Here is a 21495-nt window from a genome sequence, read left to right as displayed (position 1 = left end):
GCCGCGGCGCGAGCTGTACGCTCAAGAAATGGAATTCAGATATCTCGGAAACAGCGGTCTCAAGATCTCGGAGATCATTTTTGGTAACTGGCTGACCCACGCCTCGCAGGTCGAAAACGACATCGCGATTCGCAGCGTGCAGGCGGCCCTCGAAGCCGGCATCTCGACCTTCGACACCGCCGACACCTACGCCAACACCGCCGCCGAGGTGGTTCTCGGCGAGGCCCTGAAGGGTCAGCGTCGCGAATCGCTGGAGATTCTGACCAAGGTGTACTGGCCCACCGGCCCCAAGGGTCACAACGACTCGGGTCTCAGCCGTAAGCACATCATGGAGTCGATCAACGGCTCCCTTACTCGCCTCGGCACCGACTATGTCGACCTGTACCAGGCACACCGATTCGACTATGAGACCCCGCTCGAGGAGACGATGCAGGCCTTTGCCGACATCGTGCGCCAGGGCAAGGCCCTCTACATCGGCACCTCGGAGTGGAGCGCCGACCAGCTGCGCGCAGGCCAGGCCCTCGCCAAGGACCTGGGCTTCTCGCTGATCTCCAATCAGCCGCAGTACTCCGCACTGTGGCGGGTCATCGAGGCCGAGGTTGTGCCCGCCTCCGAGGAGCTGGGGATCTCGCAGATCGTCTGGTCCCCGGTCGCCCAGGGTGTGCTCACCGGCAAGTACCTGCCCGGTGCCGCTGCTCCCGCGGGTAGCCGCGCCGCCGATGAAAAGGGCGGTGCGAACATGATCAAGAGCTACCTCACCGAGGAGATCCTGACCGCCGTGCAGACCGGCTTCGTGCCGATCGCCGCCGACCTGGGGCTGACCCCGGCCCAGCTGGCCGTGGCCTGGGTGCTGCAGAACAAGAACATCGCCGGGGCCATCGTGGGTGCCTCGCGTCCCGAGCAGGTGGCCGATAACGCCCGCGCCGCCGGTGTGAAGCTCGACGCCGACGTGCTCGCGGCGATCGATACCGCGCTGCGCCCGGTGGCCGAGTTTGACCCGGCCAAGCTGGTATCCCCGGCCGGTCGTCCGTCCTAAACGATCCCCTCAACACGCGTGGCCCCGGGAATTCCCGGGGCCACCGCCGTTTAGCGGACCATGAGGCCTCCACCGTCGATCATCAGTGTCTGCCCGGTGATGTAGCGCGAATCGTCCCCGGCCAGGAACACCACGGCGGGGGCGATATCGGCCTCAACATCGCCGATCCGTCCCAGCGGCACGCTCGCCAGGGCCGCGGCCGCCTGCTCGGGATAGTTCTCGGTCCACCACTTCACGCCCTCGGTGAGCGCGTAGGGGCAGACCACGTTGACCCGGATGCCCTCGGGACCCCACTCGTTGGCCGCGACCCGGGAGACCCCGCGGATCGCCTCCTTCGCCGCCGCATACGCACCCTGGGTCGGACTCCCGGTGAGCCCGGCCCCCGAGGCGAAGTTGATGATCGATCCGCCGGATTCCGCGAGCAGATCGTGGCACACCATCATCAGGCGCTGGGTGGGGGTGAAACTCGACCCGAACGCCTGCGCCCAGATCTCCGGGGTGGTGTCCAGCAGCGGTGCCGGGGTCGAGCGGTTGGCATTATTCACCAGCACGTCCAGCCGCCCGAAGGCGATCAGCGCGGCCTCGCGAATGGCCTCGGCCGCGCCCTCGGTGGACAGGTCTCGATGGTGGAACATCGCCCGCTCGCCCAGCTCGGCCTCGAGCGCGAGCCCGGCCTCACGATTGGTGTCCACAAACAGGACCCGTGCGCCCTCGCGCACAAATACCCGCGTTAATCCGCGTCCGATCCCGCCCGCGCCGCCGGTAATAATGGCGACCTTACCGTCTAGTTTCACTGTGCTTCCTCCTTGTGTGGGTTGCGAATAAACAGCGCCAGTACGATGGCCAGGAGCGACAGGATCGCGCCCCCGGTAAACGCCGCGTGCGCTCCCGCGGCACCGGCCAGGAGCGGGTTCTCGCCCGAGGTCAGGTGACGCGTGGTCTCATTGGTCATCAGCGTGATGAACAGGGCCGTTCCGGTGGCCCCGGCCACCTGCTGCAGGGTGTTGACGGTCGCGCTGCCGTGGGCGTAGAGCGAGGGACGCAGACTTCCCAGCGCCGAGGAAAGCAGGGGGGTCAGGGTGAAGCCGAGCCCGGCATTGAGCAGCATCAGCAGCAGGACGATGTGCCAGGACTCGGTGCCCGCCCCCACGGTCCCCGAGAACAGCCAGAGCGCGAGCGAGGACACGACGGTGCCAAACAGCACGATCCAGCGCGGCCCGAAACGGTCGGAGAGGGCACCGGAAACCGGGGCGAAGATCCCCATAATGAGCCCGCCGGGCAGCATCATCAGTCCGGTTTGCAGCGCGGTCAGGCCGAGCACGTTCTGCACAAAGAGCGGCAGTACGATCAGCGCGCCAAACAGGGCCAGCATGCTGAAGAACACCAGAATCACGGCGATGGTGAACGAGCGGTTAGTGAAGGTGCGCAGATCCAGCAGGGCCGAGTCGGTGCGCTGGAGCACCAGCTGCCGCCAGATGAACAGTCCGAGCGCAATCACGCCCACGCCGAGCGGGACCAGCGGCGAGACGCCCGCGTGCCCGGTCGCCTCCTCGCCCAGGCTGCTGATGCCGTAGATCAGGCCCGCGAAACCCAGCGCCGAGAGCACGGTGGAGAGGATGTCGAGGCTCGCCGGGCGACGCTCGGTGAGGTTGCGCATTGTGAAGATTGCGGCGATCAGGGTCGCGGCTGCCACCGGGAACACAAACCAGAACATCCAGCGCCAGCTGAGGTTGTTGAGGATCAGGCCGGAGACGGTGGGGCCAATCGCCGGAGCGGCGGCCATCACGATGGCGATACCGCCCATCGTGCGGCCGCGCTTTTCGGCCGACACCACGTTCAGGATCGTGGTACTCAGCAGCGGCGTCATGATCGCGGTGCCCACGGCCTGCAGGACGCGGGCCATCAGGAGCACCGCGAAGCTCGGAGCCAGGGCCGCAAGCAGGGTTCCCGCGGTGAAGACGGCGATAGCGGTGATCGCGAGTCCGCGCAGCGGGAAGCGGTTGAGCAGGAAGCCGCTGGTCGGGATCACCACGGCCATGGTCAGCATGAAGCCGGTGGCGAGCCACTGGGCGGTTCCCGCATCGATCGCGAAGTCACGCATGAGGTGCGGCAGGGCCACCCCCATGATCGTCTCGTTGAGGATCATCACGAATGCGGCGATGAGCAGCAGCGCGATGATCGGACGCGGATTGGTAGCGCGAGCGGCCGAGGATGGTGGGGTGGGCTGCGCGATCTGGGCGCGCGGGGTTGCGGTCATGGGGAGTCCTTCGGTGTTGGTGGGTTAACCGTGTCACACTGTGCCATGTTGACGCAAGACGCCAATACGCTGCGCTAAGCTAATTCCAAGCAAGGAGCATCGTGACCACACTCTTCCCCACCCCGGACTCCCCCGGCCTCGACCTGCGCGAGCGCCGCAGGCTGGAAACCAGCGCCGTGATCGGCGACGCGGCCCTCACCCTGTTTGAGACTCGGGGCGTGGAGCACACAACCGTGGCCGATATCGCCGCGGCCGCCGGAATCTCGGTGCGTACTTTCTTCCGCTACTTTCCGTCCAAGGAGGCGGCCGCGGTGGATGGACAGCCGGTGTTTGGGCCCATCATGCGCGACCTGCTGGCCACCCTGACCCCCGAAAAGCCGCTGCTTCCCCAGATTGAAGCGGCCCTGCACGCGGTCCTGGTGGAGCTGGAACGCTACGACGGGGCCGTGCGCAACCAGCTCATCCGCGTGCGCACGCTGATGCTCGAAAATGCGAGCCTGCGCGCCGCCTCGCTGCGCTATGAGGACGAAAACGACCACGTGTTTGCCCGCGAAATCGCCGCCCGCTACCCGCTCCCCGGCGGGGAAAACGAGGCGTGGATCGCCGTCCACCTGGCCACCTTCACCCTGCGCACCGCATTCGACGGATGGGTCCAGCAGCCCGAGGACTCCACCCGCGAAACCCTCGCCGACGCCCACACCCGCCTGATCAACGCCCGCAACGCCCTGGTCACGGGAGAACGAACAGACGCCTAAACGTCGTAACGATTCGCGGGTCCGTTCCGGCCAAAACATCCGCCGCCGAAACCACAAAATCCCCACACGCGGTGGGGATTTTGTATGAAGCGGGGATCCTGAGAACCTTAGTCGCCGCTATCGGGCGGGCAGCGCCTCGGCGATCGCCGCGATGAACGCGTCGACATCGGCCTCGGTGGTGTCGAAGGCGGTCATCCAGCGCACCTGCTCGAGGGAGGCGTCCCAGTCGTAGAAGCGGAAGGACTCGCGCACCTTTTCGGCGGCCGCGGCGGGCAGCGAGGCGAAGATGCCGTTGACCTGGGTGTCCTGGGCGAACGACAGCCCGGTGATTTCACCGGCGGTAATCTTCGCCTCCAGACCCGCACGCAGGCGCGCGGCCATCGCGTTCGCGTGGGCGGCACCGCGCAGCCACAGGTCGCCCTCGAGCAGTGCGATCAGCTGGGCCGAGACGAAGCGCAGCTTCGAGGCGAGCTGCATGTTCATCTTGCGCAGGTAGTCCACACCGTGGGCACGCTCGGGATTCAGGACCACCACGGCCTCCCCGAAGACCAGTCCGTTCTTGGTTCCGCCGAAGGACACCACGTCGACCCCGGCATCCGTGGTGAACGCGCGCAGCGGCAGGTTCAGCGCGGCAGCGGCGTTGGCAATCCGGGCGCCGTCGAGGTGCAGCGCGAGGCCCTGGGAATGGGCATACTCGGCGATCGCGGCGATTTCCTCGGGGGTGTACAGCGTCCCGAACTCGGTGGACTGGGTGATCGACACCGCATGCGGCTCGGCTCGGTGTACGTCCCCGAACCCGTAGGCCTCGGTGGCGATCAGCTCGGGGGTCAGCTTGCCATCCGGGGTCGCGACCGGCAGCAGCTTAAGCCCGCCGACCCGCTCGGGGGCACCACACTCATCGGTGTTGATGTGGGCGGAGGCCGCGGTGATCACGGCACCCCAGCGCGGCACCACCGACTGCAGGCTCAGCACGTTGGCGCCGGTCCCGTTGAACACCGGGAACACCTGCGCCCGCTCGCCAAAGTGCACACGCATGACCTCGCCGAGGCGCGCCGTATACACGTCGTCACCGTAGGCCGACTGGTGTCCACCATTGGCGGCGGCCATCGCCTCAAGCACCTCGGGGTGGGCTCCGGCGTAGTTGTCGGAGGCGAAGTGGCGAACGGAGGAATCGTGCAGTGCGGAGGTCATACCCTCTATGCAATCACGAATTTTGCCGGGCTCGCCACGGGAGGACAAAAGCGGCGGTGTTCCAAAGAACGCCGCCGCTCTTGCGCCCGGGCCTAGCCGCGCAGCGCCTCGCTGAGCTTGAGCTTACCGCCGGTGTGCAGCAGCGATCCGCGGTAGATGCGGGCGGCCAGCAGGATCACCAGGATCACCGACACCAGCAGGATCGCCAGCGCCACCAGCGGCTCCCACCACTGCGCGTCACCGAAGAACAGGCGCACGGGCATCCCCACCGGGGCGGAGAAGGGCACGTAGCTGAGCACGGTCATGACCACCGGGTTGTCGTTGAAGAAGGCGACCCCGAAGTAGGGAATCATCACCAGCATGGTCACCGGGGTGATCGCCGAGCCCACATCCTCCTGGCGTGACACCAGCGAGGCGAGGCCCGCAAACAGCGCCGCCAACAGCACGAATCCGAAGATGAAGAACACCACAAACCAGATAATCGGCGCACCGACTCCGGCCAGCAGCGCGTCCTGACCGGTGGCCGAGAGGCCCACGATTGCGACCGCCGCGATCGCCGCTACCTGGGCAAAGGCCAGCAGCGAGTTCCCCAGCACCTTGCCCGCAAGCAGCACGCGCACCGAGATCGTGGACATCAGGATCTCGACGATCCGGGTCGACTTTTCCTCCACTACCGACTGGGCGATCACGCTGCCGAAGGTCACCGCCGACATCATGAAGATCAGTCCGAACGCCAGCGCCATGAAGAAACGCAGCGGTCCGGTCACACCATCGCCACCCAGCAGCTCAACCTGCGGACGCAGGGTCAGCGCACTGGTCAGCGCATCGGGTGCCTTTTCCTGGGCGATGACGGTAACCCCGGTGGGGTTTTTCTGGGTCGGCTGCTCGGCGATCACCGCCGCATCCACCTTGCCCTCACGCACCAGCGCGCGGGCATCCTCGTTGCTGGCGACGTTTTCCACCTCGAAGGTCTTGGCGTCCAGGATCGCGGCCACCGGACCGGCCGCGGCCACCCGGGTCTTCTCGTCACCCGAGAACCCGCCGCCCGCGGCAAACCCGCTGAGCAGCACCCCGACCAGCACCAGCACGATCAGCGAGGCGGAGGAGAACAGGAACGCCTTGCTGCGCAGGCGCTGGGTCATCTCCCGCTCGGCGACCAGCCAGGTGGTGGACAGAACCGAGGGGGCGGCGGGGGTTACTGGGCGTGTGGTACTCACTGGACTACCTCCCGATAGATCTGGGCGAGCGAGGGACGAACGGGGGTGAACGCGTGCACGGGGCCGCGGTCGAGGGCACCACGCAGCACCAGCTGCGCGCGCTCGGCGGTGTCGGCGTCGAATTCGACGTGGCCGCCATCAAAGCTCAGGACCGAGATTCCGGGAACCTCGCGCACCCAGCCGCCATCCGCTTCGCCCTCCAGGCTGAAACGGTTACCACGGTGGGCGTCGCGCAGGCTCTGGGCCGAGCCAACCGCGCGGACCTGGCCGCCGGAGATGATCACGATGTCATCGCAGAGACGCTCAACGATGTCGAGCTGGTGGCTGGAGAACAGCACCGGAACCCCGGCGTTTGCGCGCTCCTTGAGCACCGCCAGGACCACGTCCACCGCGAGCGGGTCGAGGCCCGAGAAGGGCTCATCCAGCACGAGGGCCAGCGGATCATGCACCAGCGCGGCGGCGATCTGCGCGCGCTGCTGGTTTCCCAGCGACAGGCTCTCGATCGTGTCGCCCCCGCGCTCGCCCAGCCCCAGCTGGTCGAGCAGGCGCTCGGTGTTGCGCTTAGCGGTCTCGGCACCGAGACCGTGCAGGCGCGCGAAGTAGGTGATCTGCTCGGCCACCTTCATCTTGGGGTAGAGCCCGCGCTCCTCGGGCATGTACCCGATTCGGCGGCGATCCTGCTCCGAGAGCGGGGACCCATCCAGCAGCACCTCGCCGCTGTCGGCCTCAAGTACGCCGAGCAGGATGCGCATCGTCGTGGTTTTGCCGGCACCATTGCCGCCCACAAAACCGGTCATCCGGCCGGGCTCGATGGTGAAGCTCATGTTTGTGAGCACCTGACGGGTGGCAAAGGATTTATTGATGCCGCGTATCTCCAGCATGGGCCCTCCAATCGTGTTGTCACCCCAGGCTATTCGGGCGACACCGTGCGGGTCGTCCCTCACCCGGCGGATTTTCCGCCTCCACCGAATGGCGGATACGCGGCATAAAACGGCCGGAACGGAGGATTGGGTTTCCCCGGAGATTCGCCTAGAGTTAGGTAATGCTCAGCTTAGGAGAATCGCAGGTTTTGGTCCGCACCGATCGCCCCGCCTACCACCCCTGGCCCGCCAAAGTCTCGGCGGTGACCGAGCTCTCACCGCACTTCACCCGGGTCACCTTCCGGGACGAGGAGCTGCAATTCTTCGGCACCGACCTGCTGGATCAGCGCATCAAGATTCTCTTCCCGCTGCCCGGACAGCCCCTGTTTACGCTGCCGAACCTCGACGGCAACGCCTGGTGGGAGTTCTGGCGCGACCTCCCCGAGGAGGAGCGTGCTCCGTTCCGCACCTACACCGTGCGCGACGTGCGACCGGCACTCGGCGAGGTCGACGTGGACTTCGTGGTGCACTCGGTCCCCGAGGGCTCCGAGGTGGGCCCGGCCGGGACCTGGCTGTTGACCGCGCGGCCCGGCGACGAGGTGTACCTGGTGGGGCCGGATGCGCGCAGTCTGGAATCCGCCATCGGCATCGACTGGCACCCGAGGGATGCCACCCGTCTCCTCCTGGCGGGGGACGAGACCGCACTGCCCGCGATTGCCGGGATCCTGCGCGACCTTCCCGCCGACGCGGTGGGTGACGCGCTGATCGAGGTTCCCACCGCAGCGGATGCCCTCGAACTGGAGCATCCAGCGGGCGTCACCGTGACGCTAATCGCACGCGAGGGTGCCGAGCACGGCGCGGGCCTGATCCGGACGATGGATGAGTGGATCGCCGGACACGGCGAGCTGATCGCGGCCGCCCGGGCTCCCCGCGCGCAGAAGCTCGCCGATGTGGACGTCGACACCGACATTCTCTGGGAGACTCCCACCGATGAGGACTCGGGCGAGTTCTATGCGTGGCTGGCCGGCGAATCGGGCGTGATTAAGCAGCTGCGTCGCACCCTGGTCACCGCCCAGGGAGTGGATCGTCGACGGGTCGCCTTCATGGGATACTGGCGGATCGGTAAGGCCGAGAACTAGGCCCGTTACGCCGTGGAAACACGGTGTTTACCCGCCCGTCACCGAATGCTACGAGGCGTATTGACACGGCAACGGATTGGGAGTATTCATTGGGGGTAGGAGCGCCGGGACGGGAATACCCGGGGCTCTTCCCCCAACGAACGGATAACCATGACCTCCCCCGTTAATCGGCGGCCCCTGCGCGCATTTGCGCCGGCCGCCACCCTGGGTGCCGCGGCGCTGCTGCTCGCGGCACCGCTCACAGCCCAGGCACTCCCCTCCGACACCATCACCGTGGCCGCGGGTGATTCGATCCAGGCGGCGCTGAACGCCGCCCCGGCCGGAGCCACGCTCCAGCTGGCCGCGGGTACGTTCCACGAGGATCTGCGCATCAGCAAGGCGGTGACCATCGAGGGTGCCGCCGGCCGCGGCACCGAGATCCGCTCGGCCGGGTCCTCGAAGACCATCGACCTGACCAACGTGAGCGATGTTGCCCTCAAGCACCTCTCGATCACCGGTGCCGACTCGGATGCCGCGCGCCCCAACGCCACCGGCATCGACGCCAACGGTGCCCGCGGGCTGACCCTCGAGGACATCGGGGTGCGTGAGTTCGGCAAGAACGGGATCGCGATCACCAACCGCTACACCCCGACCAGCCCAGTCATCTCCGGTGACATCACCATCAGCAACGTTCAGGCACAGCACAACGGCTGGGCCGGCATCGCGTTCTATACCCAGAGCTCGCAGAACACCACCGACAACATCGATAACGTGAGCTTCGTGGGCGCGGCCAACGCCTTCACCGACAACGCCTACAACGTGCAGTTCGGCGACTCCGGCAACACCGCCAAGGTGACCGGCGCGCAGGGCGGCCCGGTTGCTCTCGGTGCGATTACCGTGGGCACCGCACCCGCACCGGTCTCGGACAAGGCGGGCATCCTGGTGCTCGATACCTCGGCCGTCACCGTGGCCGCCGACGCCACCCTGGCGCTCGCCCAGCCGCGGGCGATCGTCGCCGCGGACCTGCTGCCGGGTGTCACGGTTGAGGCACCGGTCACCACGCCGGAGCCCACCCCGACCCCGACGGTAGAGCCGACGGTAGAGCCGACCGTTGAGCCCACCCCGGAGCCCACCCCGACCCCGACCCCGACTCCGACCCCGACGCCCAGCACCCAGCCGAGCCAGGCACCCAAGCCCACCGAGACCCCGGCCGCTCCGGCCCCGGCCCCGGCGGGTAACACCAACGCGCTGCTGAACCTGGTCAAGGACCTCGGCCTAAACGTCGCCGCCACCACCGCCTCGGTGCAGGCGCCCCCGGGCGTCGACCTGACCAGGCTCAACCCGCTCGCGCCCTTCACCGCAACCCTGCCGTGGAGCGCAAACGACGCGTTTGTGGATGTCTACGCGTACTCGACCCCGACCCTGCTCGGTAGCTTCCCGGTTGTGGACGGTGCCGTCGTGGTCGCGGGTGCCGACCTCTCCAAGCTGCCCGCGGGTGAGCACCACATCGTCTTCCAGGGTCAGACCTCGAAGTCGGTGGCCGTGATCGCCGTGGCCGTCACCGCGGCCCACCCGGTCGCCGCCGGTACCCCGGCAGCCCTGGCCTCCACCGGCGCCGATGGCGCGCTGGGCCTCGGCGTTGCCGGCGGCATCCTGCTGCTGATCGGCGCCGCGGCGCTCGGTCTGGTGCGTCGTCGTCGCTCGCAGGCGGACGCAGCCTAGTCTCACCCCACACACACACGGCGGCGGCCGGGAGGAAACCCTCCCGGCCGCCGCCGTGTTTTCGATGTCCCGGGCAATCTCGGTTGCGATCCGCGCGGACGCGGCCGCGTTTTTGGTGTGCCCGGGGAGCTCTGATGGTGAACTCCGGAAGCGATCCGCGTGGCCGTCTTTCTCGGCGCGCGCCGGATCGTCCCGCGCCGGATCGGGATGGCCTAGTCCGGCAGCAGCCCGAGCGCCGCCACCGCATCGCGCTCGGCGATCAGCTCGGCCACCGAGGCGTCGATCTTGGCCCGCGAGAACTCGTCGATGTCGATGTCCGGGACGATCGCCCAGCGTCCCTCGATGGACTGGGCCGGGAATGAGGAGATCAACCCGGCCGGGACCCCGTAGGACCCATCGGACACCAGGGCCACACTGGTCCAGGCATCCCCGGGGGTGCCGAGCACCCAGTCCCGCATGTGATCGATCGCCGCCGATGCCGCGGAGGCGGCCGAAGAGGATCCACGTGCGGCGATGATTTCGGCCCCGCGCTTGGCCACCCGTTCGATATACGCGCCGCGCGCCCAGTCCACGTCCACCGCGGCGAGCGCGGCCACCTCGCCGATGCTGGCCTGGCTGAGGTCGGGATACTGGGTGGGCGAGTGGTTTCCCCACACGGTGATCCCGGTGACCTCGGGGACCGGGACGCCGGCCTCGACGGCCAGGATCCCCACCGCCCGGTTGTGGTCCAGCCGGGTGAGCGCGGTAAAGCGTTCGGCGGGCAAATCGGGGGCGTTGCGCTGGGCGATCAGCGCGTTGGTGTTGGCGGGGTTTCCCACCACGATGACCCGCACGTCCGCGGCGGCGTGATCGTTGATCGCCCGACCCTGCGGACCGAAGATACCCGCGTTGGCCTCCAGCAGGTCGGCGCGTTCCATGCCGGCGGTGCGCGGCCGCGCGCCCACCAGGAACACGATGTTGGCGTCGGCAAACGCCTCGGCGGCATCGGTGTGGACGCTGACCCGATCCAGCAGCGGGAAGGCCCCGTCGATCAGTTCCAGCTTCGTCCCCTCGGCGGCGGCTTCGCCAGCCGGGATCTCCAGGAGGCGCAGTCGGACCGGGGTATCCGGGCCGAGCAGATCGCCCGCGGCGAGACGGAAGAGAAGCGCGTAGCCGATGTTTCCGCCCGCGCCGCTCACGGCAATGGTGACCGGTTGTGTACTCATACCGCCGAGTCTAAGCCGGGGAGGCGGCTCCTGTCCCGCATCCTTGCACATTCCGTACGCCCACCCGCATTACGGCCGGTTACGCGCGGATCGGCGCGCGGCGAGTGCGGTGCCTACCCTAAAGACATGTCCTCCTTGCCCACGATCCCCGCCGTTCTGTCCTCCCCCGCGCCCGCCCTGGCTGCGGGCACCGAGCCCGTGAGCGCTCCCGCCGGTCCGGTGCTGTCGGCCACCGAGCCCGCGCTGGCCGCGCTGTTGGCCGAGACCCGCGCCTTCCCGGCCCCCGCGCATCTCGCGGCCTCGGCCAACGTGGACGCGAGCTGGTTTGAGCGGGCGGATGCCGACCCCGATGCGTTCTGGGCCGAGCAGGCGGCGCGCCTGGACTGGGCACGCCCCTGGGACACCGTGCACACCTGGAAGCCCGCAACCGTGCAGGAGGACGGGACCCTCTCGGTGCCGGAGACCACCTGGTTTGCCGGGGGCACGCTGAACGTCGCGGTGAACTGTGTGGACCGCCATGTGGCCGCCGGCCGCGGCGAGAAGATTGCGCTCTACTTTGAGGGTGAGCCCGGGGATCGCCGCGCGATCAGCTATGCCGAGCTACAGCGCGAGGTTTCTCGCGCGGCCAACGCGCTGACCGAGCTGGGCATCGGACGGGGCGACCGCGTGGTCATCTATCTGCCGGTCATCCCGGAAACCATCATCGCGACCCTGGCCGTGGCGCGCATCGGCGCGATCCACTCGCTGGTGTTTGGCGGCTTCAGTGCCGAGGCGCTGCGATTCCGGGTCGAGGACACCCGGGCCAAGCTGCTGATCACCACCGACGGGCAGTACCGTCGCGGCACCGCGGTCCCGGTCAAGGCCAACGCGGATGCCGCGGTCGAGGGCGTGGACAGCATCGAGCACGTCCTCGTGGTCCGCCGCACCGGTTCGGAGATTGACTGGACCGAGGGCCGCGATGTCTGGTGGCACGAGAGCGTGGACCGGGCCGCCGACATTCACGAGCCCGAGTTCTTTGACGCCGAGAACCCGCTGTTCATCATCTACACCTCGGGCACCACCGGCAAGCCCAAGGGCCTGGTCCACACCTCGGGCGGGTACCTGACCCAGGCATCCTTCACCCACTGGGCAGTGTTTGATGCGAAGGACAGCGACGTGCACTGGTGCACCGCCGACCTCGCCTGGGTCACCGCACACACGTACGAGATCTACGGCCCGCTCTCCAACGGGCTGAGCCAGGTCATCTACGAGGGCACCCCGAACACCCCGCATCCCGCGCGGCACCTGGAGATCATCGAGCGCTACGGCGTCACGACCTACTACACGGCACCCACGCTGATTCGCACGCTCGCCAGCTGGTTCCCCGAGGGCCTGCCGGACACCTACGACCTCTCCAGTCTGCGGCTGCTCGGCACCGTGGGCGAGGCGATCAACCCCGAGGCCTGGGTGTGGTTCCGGCACAACTTCGGCCGGGATGAGCTGCCGATCATCGACACCTGGTGGCAGTCCGAAACCGGCTCCGCGGTGCTGGCACCGCTGCCCGGCGTGAGCACCCTCAAGCCCGGCTCGGCGACCCGCGCGCTGCCCGGACTCAGCGCGATCATCGTGGATGAGCACGGCGAGCGCGTGCCCTTTGGCTCGGGCGGATACCTGGTGGTGGATCGCCCGGGTCCCTCGCTGGCCCGCACCGTCTGGGGCAACCCCGAACGCTACCGCGACGCCTACTGGGAGCGCTTCGCCGACCGCGGCTACTTCTTCTCCGGCGACGGGGCCAAGTGGGATGAGGATGGCGACATCTGGGTCCTGGGCCGCGTGGACGATGTGATCAACGTGTCCGGGCACCGCCTGTCCACGATCGAGATCGAGAGTGCCCTGGTTTCCCACCCGCACGTGGCCGAGGCCGGGGTGGTGGGCATCGCCGATCCGGTAACCGGGCAGGCGATTGCCGCGTTCATCATCCCGTCCCATGATCGTCCGGCCGAGGAGGATCCCGCCGCCTGGGCGGCCAAGTCGGCCGAGGTGACCCGCGAGCTGCAGGAGCACATCCGCGCGCAGATCGGCGCGGTGGCCAAGCCGCGCGAGATCGTCCTGGTCCCCGACCTGCCCAAGACCCGCTCGGGCAAGATCATGCGCCGCCTCCTGGTGGACATCGCCGACGCCCGCCCGCTCGGCGACGTCACCAGCCTCCAGGACGACACGGTCCCCGCCCGCATCGCCGCAATCTTCGCCGAGCGCTAATCAATCTCCGTCGGGCAGGTTCCCGCCTCGGCCTCGGTCGGGCAGCCGTTGCCCTCGGTGGTCATCAGCTGATTGATGCGCTGCGGGGTCAACCGGAGCAGGCGCGCGATATCGGCCTGGCGCAGGCCCTGGTCGGCGAGCGCGCGGATCGTTTCGCGGCGCAGGCGGGCGGCCTCGGTTAGCGCCGCACGGCCCGCCTCCTCCTGGACGGCTGCCGCGGCCCACAGTGCTTCGGCGTCGCCGGGGAGCTCGATCGCGGTGTCCACGATCACCCGGTCGGGCGCCACGGCCAAACACTCGCTGGCGATCTCGGCCGCGATTTCCGGGATGTCCCGCACGGTGGGCGATTGGCCCGAGGTGTCGAGCTCGGGAATTTCAATCTTCCACCAGCGTCCCGAACGCCGCGCGGTGGCCCGCAGGGGGCGAGCTTCGGTTTCCGCCGACATGATTTTCCTTCCGGCTCGAAGCCTGAATGGAGGCCTCATCTCGAAATCTCTAGGGGGGATAGAGACTCTTCGTAAATCTTATGCAACTTTTTTCGTCATCCGGGGAATATCGGTCCGGGGATGTGCGGTTACAGCTACACGTGCCCCGCGGAATCGCGCCGCACGTCGCACATAATAACCATCGTTCCGCGGGTTCCATTCCCGCATGCGGCAGCTCAGACGCCCGAAAGGACCTCCCATGACCATCACCGACACCTCACGTCACGCCGAAACCTCCGCTCCGATCAACAGCGTGCTGGCACAGCGTTGGAGCCCGCGCGCCTACATCGCCGACACCACGATCGATGAGACCAAGCTCACCTCGGCCCTCGAGGCCGCCCGCTGGTCGCCGAGCGCCAACAACAGCCAGCCCTGGCGCTTCATCGTCGCCCGTCGCGGCACCGAGTCCTTCCAGAAGGTTGTCGACGCACTGGTCGGCTTCAACCAGGCCTGGGCTCACCGCGCCAGCGTCCTGCTGGTGGCCGTGGCGAACACCAAGAACGAAGAGGGTGGCGAACAGCCCTGGGCCATCTACGACCTCGGTCAGGCCGTTGCCCACCTGAGCGTTCAGGCTCACGAAGACGGTCTGTTTGTGCACCAGATGGCGGGCTTTGACCCGGCAGCGCTGGTGTCGTCGTTCGGCCTGGAGGAGGGCCAGGTTCCCTTCACCGTTTCCGCCATTGGAGAGCTCGCCGCCCCGGAGATCCTCGAGGACGAGTTCCTGCAGTCCCGTGAGGTGGCTCCGCGCGAGCGCAAGCCCCTCACCGAGATCGTTGTTGTCAACGACTAGGTCGCCGATGACACGTCGGCGTCGATTCTGGAAGGCCTGCACGGTCGGTTTGGCCGTGCTGCGCTTCCGGATCAGTCTGCTCCACCTCGGGTTTGTCCGGCAGGGTCTTGCCGGACTCGAGGCGGACCTGGACCTGAACACTCAGCCTGCACGCACCGAGGCCGAACGTATCGACGCCCCAGCGGTGGTGGATAAACCGCTGCTCACCCCGGTGAGCTAACTCCGAAGAAACGCCACGGACACGAAGAATGGGTTCATCGTGTCCGTGGCGTTCCGCGTTAACCGCGGGGAAATTTCCCCGGAAAAGCCTCGGCGTGTGCTGTGCGACGCGCCCGAGATGCGCTTGAATAGGGGGATGAAGATTCTCCCCCTTCCCCAGAGCAACCTCCAGGCTTCCAACATCATTCTTGGGCTCATGCGCATCGCCGAGCTGAGCGACCAGGACATCCGCACGCTGGTGGGTTCCGCGATTGACGCCGGCGTCAACGTGTTTGACCACGCCGACATCTACGGTGGCGCCCGCCACGCGTGTGAGGAGCGTTTTGGTAACGCGGTGACCTTCACCGCCGCCGAGCGCGAAAACGTCATCATCCAGTCCAAGGTGGGCATCCGCCCGGGCTACTTCGACTTCTCCCGCGAGCACATCCTCACCACCGCCCGTGAGGCGCTGGTTGCGCTGAAGACCGACTACCTCGACGTCTTCCTGCTGCACCGCCCCGACACCCTGGTCGAGCCCGAGGAGGTGGCCTCGGCCTTCGCCGAGCTGCACGAGCAGGGCCTGGTCCGGAACTTCGGTGTGTCTAACCACACTCCGGGGCAGATCGAGCTGCTGAAGAAGTACGTGGAGCAGCCGCTGATCGTCAACCAGGTGCAGCTGAGCATCACCCATGCCCCGCTGATCGCCTCGGGCATCGCCGCCAACATGGCGGGCCTGGACCAGTCGATTAGCCGCGACAACGGCCTGCTCGACTACGCCCGCCTGAACGACATCACCCTGCAGGCCTGGTCGCCGTTCCAGAAGGTGTTCTTCGACGGCGTCTTCCTCGGTGACCGCGAGGCCTTTGGCCCGCTGAACGATGTCCTGGACGAGCTGGCCGCCAAGTACGGCGTGACGCCCACCGCGATCGCCACCGCCTGGATCACCCGTCACCCGGCGAACATCCAGGTGGTTCTGGGCACCACCAACCCGGGCCGCGTGGCCGAGGCCGCCGCCGGCTCCGACCTCCCGCTGACCCGCGAGGAGTGGTACCGCCTGTTCACCGCGGCCGGTCACACCCTGCCGTAACCACGCACGCAAACGCCCCCGTGATCGTTGAATCGCGGGGGCGTTTTGGCGCGCGTTACACGGCGGATGACGGTGCCTAGAGAGCAGGACCGGCGATAAAGCGCTGCCGAATGGTACCGAGTCCCTCGATCGTGCTGACCAGTTCATCCCCCACGGTCAAATAGCGTTGGGGGCTGCGCCCCATCCCGACTCCGGCCGGGGTGCCGGTCAGGATCACGTCGCCGGGGTAGAGCGTAATAACGTCGGAAAGCCGCGCGATGGACTCGGCTACCGGCACGATCAGATCACGGGTGTTTCCGTCCTGTACCACCTCACCATTCACCGCCGACTGCAGCCGGAGAGCGTCCGGATGGGGGAGCTCGTCGGGGGTCACCAGGGTCGGACCCATCGGCAAAAACCCCGGATAGGACTTCCCCAGGCTGAACTGGGGTGACGGCCCGGACATCTGCAAGATCCGTTCGGACAGGTCCTGAGCGACGGTCAGCCCGGCCACGTGTGACCACGCCTCTTCCGCACCGATGTGGTGCGCCGCACGAGAGATGACCACCGCGAGTTCCACCTCCCAGTCGACATTCCCGACGGGCAACACCACCGTGCTCTCGGGCCCCGTTATGGCGCTGGCAAACTTAGTAAACACGGGCGGCAGACCCTCGGGAAGCCCGAAGCCGGTCTCCGCCGCGTGCTCGCGATAGTTCAGGCCCAGGGCGATGATCTGCCGTGGTGTAGACACCGGTGCCCCGAGGTCAGCGGGATCAAAGTGGACACCGGATGCGGACAGGTCACGGGTCGACGCCCAGGTGTGAAACTCACCCCAGCGCGGGTAGATCCTGTCGATACGGGCCGAGAAACGTCCGGCGCTTACGGTCTCGACATCGATTGCTCGGTTGTCCTGGACGATGACCAGTCGGCCATCAAGATTTCCGATTCGCATGGGCTGGGTCCTTTTCTGAGCGGGCGCGTGGGGTCGGGATGACCACCAACTGACGCCTGCTTCAGGTCTACCCCGGCATATCCCGCCCAACAACGCCCTGTCAGACCGTGGCTGGAAACCCTGGCCGGACGCCCGCTTAGGCGTGCGCCCTAGGACCTCGGAGCCACGATCGGCAGCCCGGCCTGAGCCCAGGCGTTCATCCCACCCTCGACGTTGACCACGTTCAGGCCCTTCTGTTCGAGGTAGGCACCGACGCGGGCGCTGCGCACACCACCGGCGCAGATCAGGTACAGCGTCTCGGCTTCGGGGAGTTCGCCCTCGCGCTCCATGAAGGTGCTCATCGGCAGCAGGGTCGCCTCGGGTGCCACGCCACCGGCGTGCTCCTCGGGCTCGCGCACGTCGATCAGGGCGACTCCGGGGTTCAGGGCGGCCAATTCGGTGACTGTAATTTCCTGCATGTCCTAAATTCCTTCCCGGGACCAAGCGGCCCACGGCTTCGAGCGTATACCTGCGCCCAAGCTAACGCGCAATGGCCCCGGGTTATGCCCCGAGGCCATCGCGCGAAATGGGCTACTCGCCGCTGCGAATGGCCAGACTCTCCCCGTCGGCGGCGAGGTCTACCACCACGGTGTCCCCGTCGCGTACGCCGCCCGCGAGCAGCGCGGTCGCCAGGCGATCATCGATCTGCTTCTGCATCAGGCGCCGCAGCGGACGCGCACCGTACAGCGGGTCGTACCCGCGCTCGGCGAGCCAGGCCCGGGCATCCGGGGTGACCGCGAGCTCGAGTCGACGTGCGGCCAACCGGCGCTGCAGCCGGTCGATGTACAGCTCGACAATCTGGCCGAGGTCCTCCTCGCTCAGCGCCTGGAACACCACGATGTCATCAAGCCGGTTCACAAACTCCGGCTTGAATGCCTGCCGCACGGCCTGCTGCACCATGCTCTCCTTGGTGTCCGCGGAGAGGGTCGGATCGATCAGGACCTGGGATCCGAGGTTCGAGGTGAGGATCAGGATCGTGTTGCGGAAGTCCACGGTACGACCCTGGCCATCGGTGAGACGCCCGTCATCCAGCACCTGCAGCAGGATGTCGAAGACCTCGGGGTGCGCCTTCTCGACCTCATCCAGCAGGACCACCGAATACGGACGACGACGCACGGCCTCGGTCAGCTGACCGCCCTGCTCATACCCGACGTATCCGGGCGGGGCGCCCACCAGGCGCGAGACGGCGAACTTCTCGCCGTACTCGCTCATGTCGATGCGAACCATCGCCTTCTCGTCGTCAAACAGGAACTCGGCCAGGGCCTTGGCCAGCTCGGTCTTTCCCACGCCTGTGGGGCCCAGGAAGAGGAACGATCCGGTGGGACGGTTGGGGTCGGAGACCCCGGCACGACTGCGCCGCACGGCATCGGCCACCGCGGCCACGGCCTTGCGCTGACCGATCAGGCGACGGCCCAGCTCCTGCTCAAGGTTGAGCAGCTTCTCGGTCTCACCCTGCAACAGCCGGCCCACGGGGATCCCCGTCCAGGCGGCGATCACCGCGGCGATGTCGTCGGCACCCACCTGGTCGTTGACCATCTTGTCCGCGGTGTTCTCCGAGGACTCGGCCTCGGCCAACTCGCGCACGATCACCGGAATCTCGCCGTAGAGCAGCTTGGAGGCCTTCTCCAGCTTGCCCTCGCGCTGGGCGCGGTCGGCCTCGATCCGGGCGCGGTCAAGCTTCTCCTTGAGCTCACCCACGCGGTTCAGGCTTGAGCGTTCCAGCTCCCACCGGCTTTGCAGGTCGGTCAACTTCTCCTGGCGGTCGGCCAGGTCCGCGCGCAGCGCCGCCAGACGCTGCTTGCTCGCCTCGTCCTTCTCCCGCTTGAGCGCGAGCTCCTCGAGCTTGAGGCGATCCACGCTGCGGCGCAGCTCATCGATCTCGACCGGGGCCGAGTCGATCTCCATGCGCAGCCGGGACGCGGCCTCATCGATCAGGTCGATGGCCTTATCCGGCAGCTGTCGCGCGGGAATGTAGCGGCTGGAGAGCGAGGCGGCCGCGACCAGCGCACTGTCGGCGATGGTCACCTTGTGGTGCGCCTCATAGCGTTCCTTGAGCCCGCGCAGGATCGCGATGGTGTCCTCCACCGAGGGCTCCCCCACGTACACCTGCTGGAAACGACGCTCCATGGCCGCATCGGCCTCGATGTACTGCCGGTACTCATCCAGCGTGGTGGCACCGATCAGGCGCAGTTCACCGCGGGCAAGCATGGGCTTGAGCATGTTCGCGGCGGCGACCGAGCCCTCGCCGGCCCCGGCACCCATCAGGGTGTGCAGCTCGTCGATGAAGGTGATGATCTCGCCGTCGGCATCGTTAATTTCCTGGAGCACCGCCTTCAGGCGCTCCTCAAACTCGCCGCGATACTTGGCTCCGGCCACGAGGGCGGCCAGGTCGAGGGAGACGAGCTGCTTGCCCTTGAGGGAGTCGGCCACGTCCCCGGCGACGATGCGCTGGGCGAGCCCCTCCACCACGGCGGTTTTACCCACGCCGGGCTCCCCGATCAGGACCGGGTTGTTCTTGGTGCGCCGGGTGAGCACCTGGCTGACGCGGCGGATCTCGGCATCGCGGCCGATAACCGGGTCGAGCTTGCCGGTCGCGGCAATCGCGGTGAGGTTCACGCCGTACTGCTCAAGGGCGCTCTTTGCTTGTTCCTGGGGCGGCTGCTGGCCTGGTTGCACGGGTTCTCTCCTTCTCCTGGTGCTGGCGGGAATCATCTCCCGCAAACTTGAGCCTTGTTGACTCAAGTTTACATCGTGCGGCGATTTGATACCAGTCGTCAGGGGCAACTAAACCTCAGAATTCCCTGATTGAACGCCGATTCGATGCCGGGTGTTTTCCACTCATGAGTCCACACTAAATATCAAACACACCCGGAGGCCCTCCCCCAATTGGGGAAATCCGGGTTAGGTTGGAGGTACTCGACTGTCGGCGCGTCGCGCGCGCCAGCCCGCCTACTCGCGGGAAAACCGGCCGGAAGGATTAGATTCTTGAGAACTCGTAGCCGTGTAGGCACCGCCCTACTCGCCCTCGGGGTGCTCGTCTGCACCCTGGGGATCACCTCCCCGGCAAACGCCGCGGGGGCCGACTACCCCAGCTGGGATGACGTCCAGCGCGCCCGACAGAACGAACAGACGGCCGCCACCGAGGTCACCAAGGTGGAGGGCCTGATCAAGGACCTCAACACCAACGTGGCCAACACCCAGGCCGCCGCCAACATCGCCGCCGACCAGTACCAGGCGGCCGATGCCGTGGCCACCGAGGCCGAGATCAACTCCAACCGCCTCGCCGCCGAGGTCAAGGACGCCACCGCCGCCGCCGAAGAATCGGCCGGCCAGGTCGCGGTGTTGATGTCGAAGATGGGTCGTAGCACCGGCAGCTCGGTGTCCCTGGAGCTCCTGGGCGACCCCAAGAACGCCGACGACGCCCTCTATAAGCTCGGCGCGATGACTAAGCTCACCGAGCGCTCCACCGAGACCCTGGATCGCGCCAAGCAGGCGGCCAACCTGGTCACCACGCTGAACGCCCAGGCCACCGTTGCCACCGATATCCTCACCCAGGCTCGCGCCGACGCCGAGGGGGCCCTGAACCGGGCTACCGCCGCCTCGGCCGCCGCCCAGAGCGCCGTCGCCGAGCAGGAGGCCAACCAGTCCCGCCTGATCGAGCAGCTGGCCGCGCTCAAGGGCACCCGCGTGGAGGAGGAACAGCAGTACGCCGTGGGCGTTGCTGTCCGGGCCGAGGAAGCCCGTAAGCGCGCCGAGGAGGAGGCCGCCCGCAAGCGCGCCGCCGAGGAGGAGGCACGGCGACAGGCCGAGGCCAATAAGCCCAAGCCGGGTACCGGCGGAGGCGGCGGAAACGTTGTCCTGCCGCCGACCCCGCCCCAGACCGGTAACGGAACCGGCACCTACTTCGCCCCGTCCAGCTCGGGCTGGTGGCGTCCGGCACCGGGTGGCATCACCTCGCCCTACGGTCCGCGTCCGGTCATGTGCCCCAAGGGCTGCTCGGCACCGTTCCACGCCGGGCTCGACTTCGGTGGTGCCAGCGGCACCCCGATCAAGGCCGTTCAGTCCGGAACCGTGGTCTTCGCCGGCAACGCCAATGCCTTTGGTAACCGTGTGATCGTTGACCACGGCGGCGGAATCCAGTCCTACTACGGCCACCTCAGCGGCTTCAACGTCCGCGTGGGCGCACAGGTCAACGGCGGCGACGTCATCGGTTTCATGGGCCAGACCGGCGTGGCCACCGGCCCGCACCTGGACCTCAAGATCTACGTCGGTGCCAACCACACCGACCCCGCAGCATTCCTGCGGGCACGCGGCGTGCGCATCTAGTTTCGGCGCGGCTCGACACCACGCACAACGGCCCCCGCTT

19 protein-coding genes are annotated in these 21495 nt (G+C 67.4%); 9 read left to right on the top strand and 10 right to left on the bottom strand.

Annotated elements, in window-relative coordinates:
• The first annotated feature begins 28 nt into the window (after positions 1 to 28).
• The gene (locus tag IE92_RS0106780) at positions 29 to 1036 is read left to right on the top strand and encodes an aldo/keto reductase family protein (protein ID WP_030147746.1); all 1008 of its coding nucleotides are present in this window, start codon (positions 29 to 31) and stop codon (positions 1034 to 1036) included.
• Positions 1037 to 1086: 50 nt separating this feature from the next.
• Here IE92_RS0106780 and IE92_RS0106775 read toward each other — a convergent pair whose 3' ends face one another.
• The gene (locus IE92_RS0106775; RefSeq protein ID WP_030147745.1) at positions 1087 to 1830 is read right to left on the bottom strand and encodes an SDR family NAD(P)-dependent oxidoreductase; all 744 of its coding nucleotides are present in this window, start codon (positions 1828 to 1830) and stop codon (positions 1087 to 1089) included.
• Positions 1827 to 3293, bottom strand: a complete 1467-nt coding sequence (locus tag IE92_RS0106770) for a DHA2 family efflux MFS transporter permease subunit (RefSeq protein WP_030147744.1) — start codon at positions 3291 to 3293, stop codon at positions 1827 to 1829. Before IE92_RS0106770 ends, IE92_RS0106775 begins: the two co-directional genes overlap by 4 nt.
• A 101-nt stretch (positions 3294 to 3394) precedes the next feature.
• On the opposite strand from IE92_RS0106770, the gene IE92_RS17240 reads away from it, so the two are divergent.
• On the top strand, positions 3395 to 4048 hold the full coding sequence (locus IE92_RS17240; RefSeq protein WP_051701732.1) for a TetR family transcriptional regulator: 654 nt from the start codon (positions 3395 to 3397) through the stop codon (positions 4046 to 4048).
• A gap of 117 nt (positions 4049 to 4165) precedes the next feature.
• Here IE92_RS17240 and IE92_RS0106760 read toward each other — a convergent pair whose 3' ends face one another.
• The 3 genes from IE92_RS0106760 to IE92_RS0106750 form a co-directional block, all read right to left on the bottom strand.
• Complete coding sequence (locus IE92_RS0106760; RefSeq protein ID WP_030147742.1) at positions 4166 to 5239, bottom strand: threonine aldolase family protein; 1074 nt, start codon at positions 5237 to 5239, stop codon at positions 4166 to 4168.
• 92 nt (positions 5240 to 5331) lie between these two features.
• Positions 5332 to 6456 carry an ABC transporter permease gene (locus IE92_RS0106755; protein ID WP_030147741.1) on the bottom strand — a complete coding sequence of 375 codons (1125 nt, stop codon included), beginning with the start codon at positions 6454 to 6456 and terminating at the stop codon, positions 5332 to 5334.
• Complete coding sequence (locus tag IE92_RS0106750; protein WP_030147740.1) at positions 6453 to 7337, bottom strand: ABC transporter ATP-binding protein; 885 nt, start codon at positions 7335 to 7337, stop codon at positions 6453 to 6455. Before IE92_RS0106750 ends, IE92_RS0106755 begins: the two co-directional genes overlap by 4 nt.
• A 161-nt stretch (positions 7338 to 7498) precedes the next feature.
• On the opposite strand from IE92_RS0106750, the gene IE92_RS0106745 reads away from it, so the two are divergent.
• Both IE92_RS0106745 and IE92_RS18740 read left to right on the top strand, forming a co-directional pair.
• Positions 7499 to 8455: a siderophore-interacting protein gene (locus IE92_RS0106745; RefSeq protein ID WP_030147739.1), complete on the top strand. Its 957-nt coding sequence runs from the start codon at positions 7499 to 7501 to the stop codon at positions 8453 to 8455.
• 150 nt (positions 8456 to 8605) lie between these two features.
• A complete protein-coding gene (locus IE92_RS18740; protein ID WP_030147738.1) occupies positions 8606 to 10156 on the top strand; it encodes an LPXTG cell wall anchor domain-containing protein in 1551 nt (516 codons plus the stop codon).
• Positions 10157 to 10368: 212 nt separating this feature from the next.
• Here IE92_RS18740 and IE92_RS0106735 read toward each other — a convergent pair whose 3' ends face one another.
• Positions 10369 to 11361, bottom strand: coding sequence for a malate dehydrogenase (locus tag IE92_RS0106735; RefSeq protein WP_030147737.1), 993 nt, complete (start codon positions 11359 to 11361; stop codon positions 10369 to 10371).
• A 126-nt stretch (positions 11362 to 11487) separates the two neighbouring features.
• Between IE92_RS0106735 and acs the strand changes: the two genes are divergently transcribed.
• Positions 11488 to 13599, top strand: coding sequence for an acetate--CoA ligase (gene acs, locus IE92_RS0106730; protein WP_081863981.1), 2112 nt, complete (start codon positions 11488 to 11490; stop codon positions 13597 to 13599).
• On the opposite strand, the gene IE92_RS0106725 is transcribed toward acs, so the two are convergent.
• On the bottom strand, positions 13596 to 14045 hold the full coding sequence (locus IE92_RS0106725) for a hypothetical protein (protein ID WP_030147735.1): 450 nt from the start codon (positions 14043 to 14045) through the stop codon (positions 13596 to 13598). The two genes, acs and IE92_RS0106725, sit on opposite strands and share 4 nt — an antisense overlap.
• A 238-nt stretch (positions 14046 to 14283) precedes the next feature.
• Between IE92_RS0106725 and IE92_RS0106720 the strand changes: the two genes are divergently transcribed.
• From IE92_RS0106720 to IE92_RS0106710, 3 genes are all read left to right on the top strand, one after another.
• The gene (locus IE92_RS0106720) at positions 14284 to 14874 is read left to right on the top strand and encodes a nitroreductase family protein (RefSeq protein ID WP_030147734.1); all 591 of its coding nucleotides are present in this window, start codon (positions 14284 to 14286) and stop codon (positions 14872 to 14874) included.
• Positions 14875 to 14881: 7 nt separating this feature from the next.
• Positions 14882 to 15094 (top strand): hypothetical protein, encoded by a 213-nt coding sequence (locus IE92_RS18255; RefSeq protein WP_156027444.1) that lies wholly within the window; start codon positions 14882 to 14884, stop codon positions 15092 to 15094.
• Positions 15095 to 15229: 135 nt separating this feature from the next.
• Positions 15230 to 16159 carry an aldo/keto reductase gene (locus IE92_RS0106710; RefSeq protein WP_030147733.1) on the top strand — a complete coding sequence of 310 codons (930 nt, stop codon included), beginning with the start codon at positions 15230 to 15232 and terminating at the stop codon, positions 16157 to 16159.
• Positions 16160 to 16235: 76 nt separating this feature from the next.
• Here the strand turns inward: IE92_RS0106710 and IE92_RS0106705 are convergent, their stop codons facing one another.
• The 3 genes from IE92_RS0106705 to IE92_RS0106695 all read right to left on the bottom strand — a co-directional run bounded on the left by IE92_RS0106705 (position 16236) and on the right by IE92_RS0106695 (position 19805).
• Positions 16236 to 17090, bottom strand: coding sequence for a fumarylacetoacetate hydrolase family protein (locus tag IE92_RS0106705; protein WP_030147732.1), 855 nt, complete (start codon positions 17088 to 17090; stop codon positions 16236 to 16238).
• A gap of 149 nt (positions 17091 to 17239) precedes the next feature.
• Positions 17240 to 17548, bottom strand: a complete 309-nt coding sequence (locus tag IE92_RS0106700; protein WP_030147731.1) for a rhodanese-like domain-containing protein — start codon at positions 17546 to 17548, stop codon at positions 17240 to 17242.
• A 112-nt stretch (positions 17549 to 17660) separates the two neighbouring features.
• Positions 17661 to 19805, bottom strand: a complete 2145-nt coding sequence (locus IE92_RS0106695) for an ATP-dependent Clp protease ATP-binding subunit (RefSeq protein ID WP_245601232.1) — start codon at positions 19803 to 19805, stop codon at positions 17661 to 17663.
• A 309-nt stretch (positions 19806 to 20114) separates the two neighbouring features.
• Here IE92_RS0106695 and IE92_RS17235 point away from each other — a divergent pair, with 309 nt between their 5' ends.
• On the top strand, positions 20115 to 21455 hold the full coding sequence (locus IE92_RS17235; RefSeq protein WP_156027443.1) for a M23 family metallopeptidase: 1341 nt from the start codon (positions 20115 to 20117) through the stop codon (positions 21453 to 21455).
• Positions 21456 to 21495 lie beyond the last annotated feature (40 nt).

Source organism: Mycetocola saprophilus (assembly GCF_000718085.1).
GTDB classification, from domain to species: domain Bacteria; phylum Actinomycetota; class Actinomycetes; order Actinomycetales; family Microbacteriaceae; genus Mycetocola; species Mycetocola saprophilus.
The sequence above is the reverse complement of the archived record's forward strand: the minus strand, read 5'-3'. Positions and strand labels throughout refer to the sequence as shown.

Coding starts and splice junctions, on each gene's coding strand:
- IE92_RS0106780 (WP_030147746.1), top strand. CDS start 29: ATGGAATTCAGATATCTCGGAAACAGCGGTCTCAAGATCTCGGAGATC.
- IE92_RS0106770 (WP_030147744.1), bottom strand. CDS start 3,293: ATGACCGCAACCCCGCGCGCCCAGATCGCGCAGCCCACCCCACCATCC.
- IE92_RS0106760 (WP_030147742.1), bottom strand. CDS start 5,239: ATGACCTCCGCACTGCACGATTCCTCCGTTCGCCACTTCGCCTCCGAC.
- IE92_RS0106750 (WP_030147740.1), bottom strand. CDS start 7,337: ATGCTGGAGATACGCGGCATCAATAAATCCTTTGCCACCCGTCAGGTG.
- IE92_RS0106745 (WP_030147739.1), top strand. CDS start 7,499: ATGCTCAGCTTAGGAGAATCGCAGGTTTTGGTCCGCACCGATCGCCCC.
- IE92_RS18740 (WP_030147738.1), top strand. CDS start 8,606: ATGACCTCCCCCGTTAATCGGCGGCCCCTGCGCGCATTTGCGCCGGCC.
- IE92_RS0106735 (WP_030147737.1), bottom strand. CDS start 11,361: ATGAGTACACAACCGGTCACCATTGCCGTGAGCGGCGCGGGCGGAAAC.
- acs (WP_081863981.1), top strand. CDS start 11,488: ATGTCCTCCTTGCCCACGATCCCCGCCGTTCTGTCCTCCCCCGCGCCC.
- IE92_RS0106725 (WP_030147735.1), bottom strand. CDS start 14,045: ATGTCGGCGGAAACCGAAGCTCGCCCCCTGCGGGCCACCGCGCGGCGT.
- IE92_RS0106720 (WP_030147734.1), top strand. CDS start 14,284: ATGACCATCACCGACACCTCACGTCACGCCGAAACCTCCGCTCCGATC.
- IE92_RS18255 (WP_156027444.1), top strand. CDS start 14,882: ATGACACGTCGGCGTCGATTCTGGAAGGCCTGCACGGTCGGTTTGGCC.
- IE92_RS0106710 (WP_030147733.1), top strand. CDS start 15,230: ATGAAGATTCTCCCCCTTCCCCAGAGCAACCTCCAGGCTTCCAACATC.
- IE92_RS0106705 (WP_030147732.1), bottom strand. CDS start 17,090: ATGCGAATCGGAAATCTTGATGGCCGACTGGTCATCGTCCAGGACAAC.
- IE92_RS0106700 (WP_030147731.1), bottom strand. CDS start 17,548: ATGCAGGAAATTACAGTCACCGAATTGGCCGCCCTGAACCCCGGAGTC.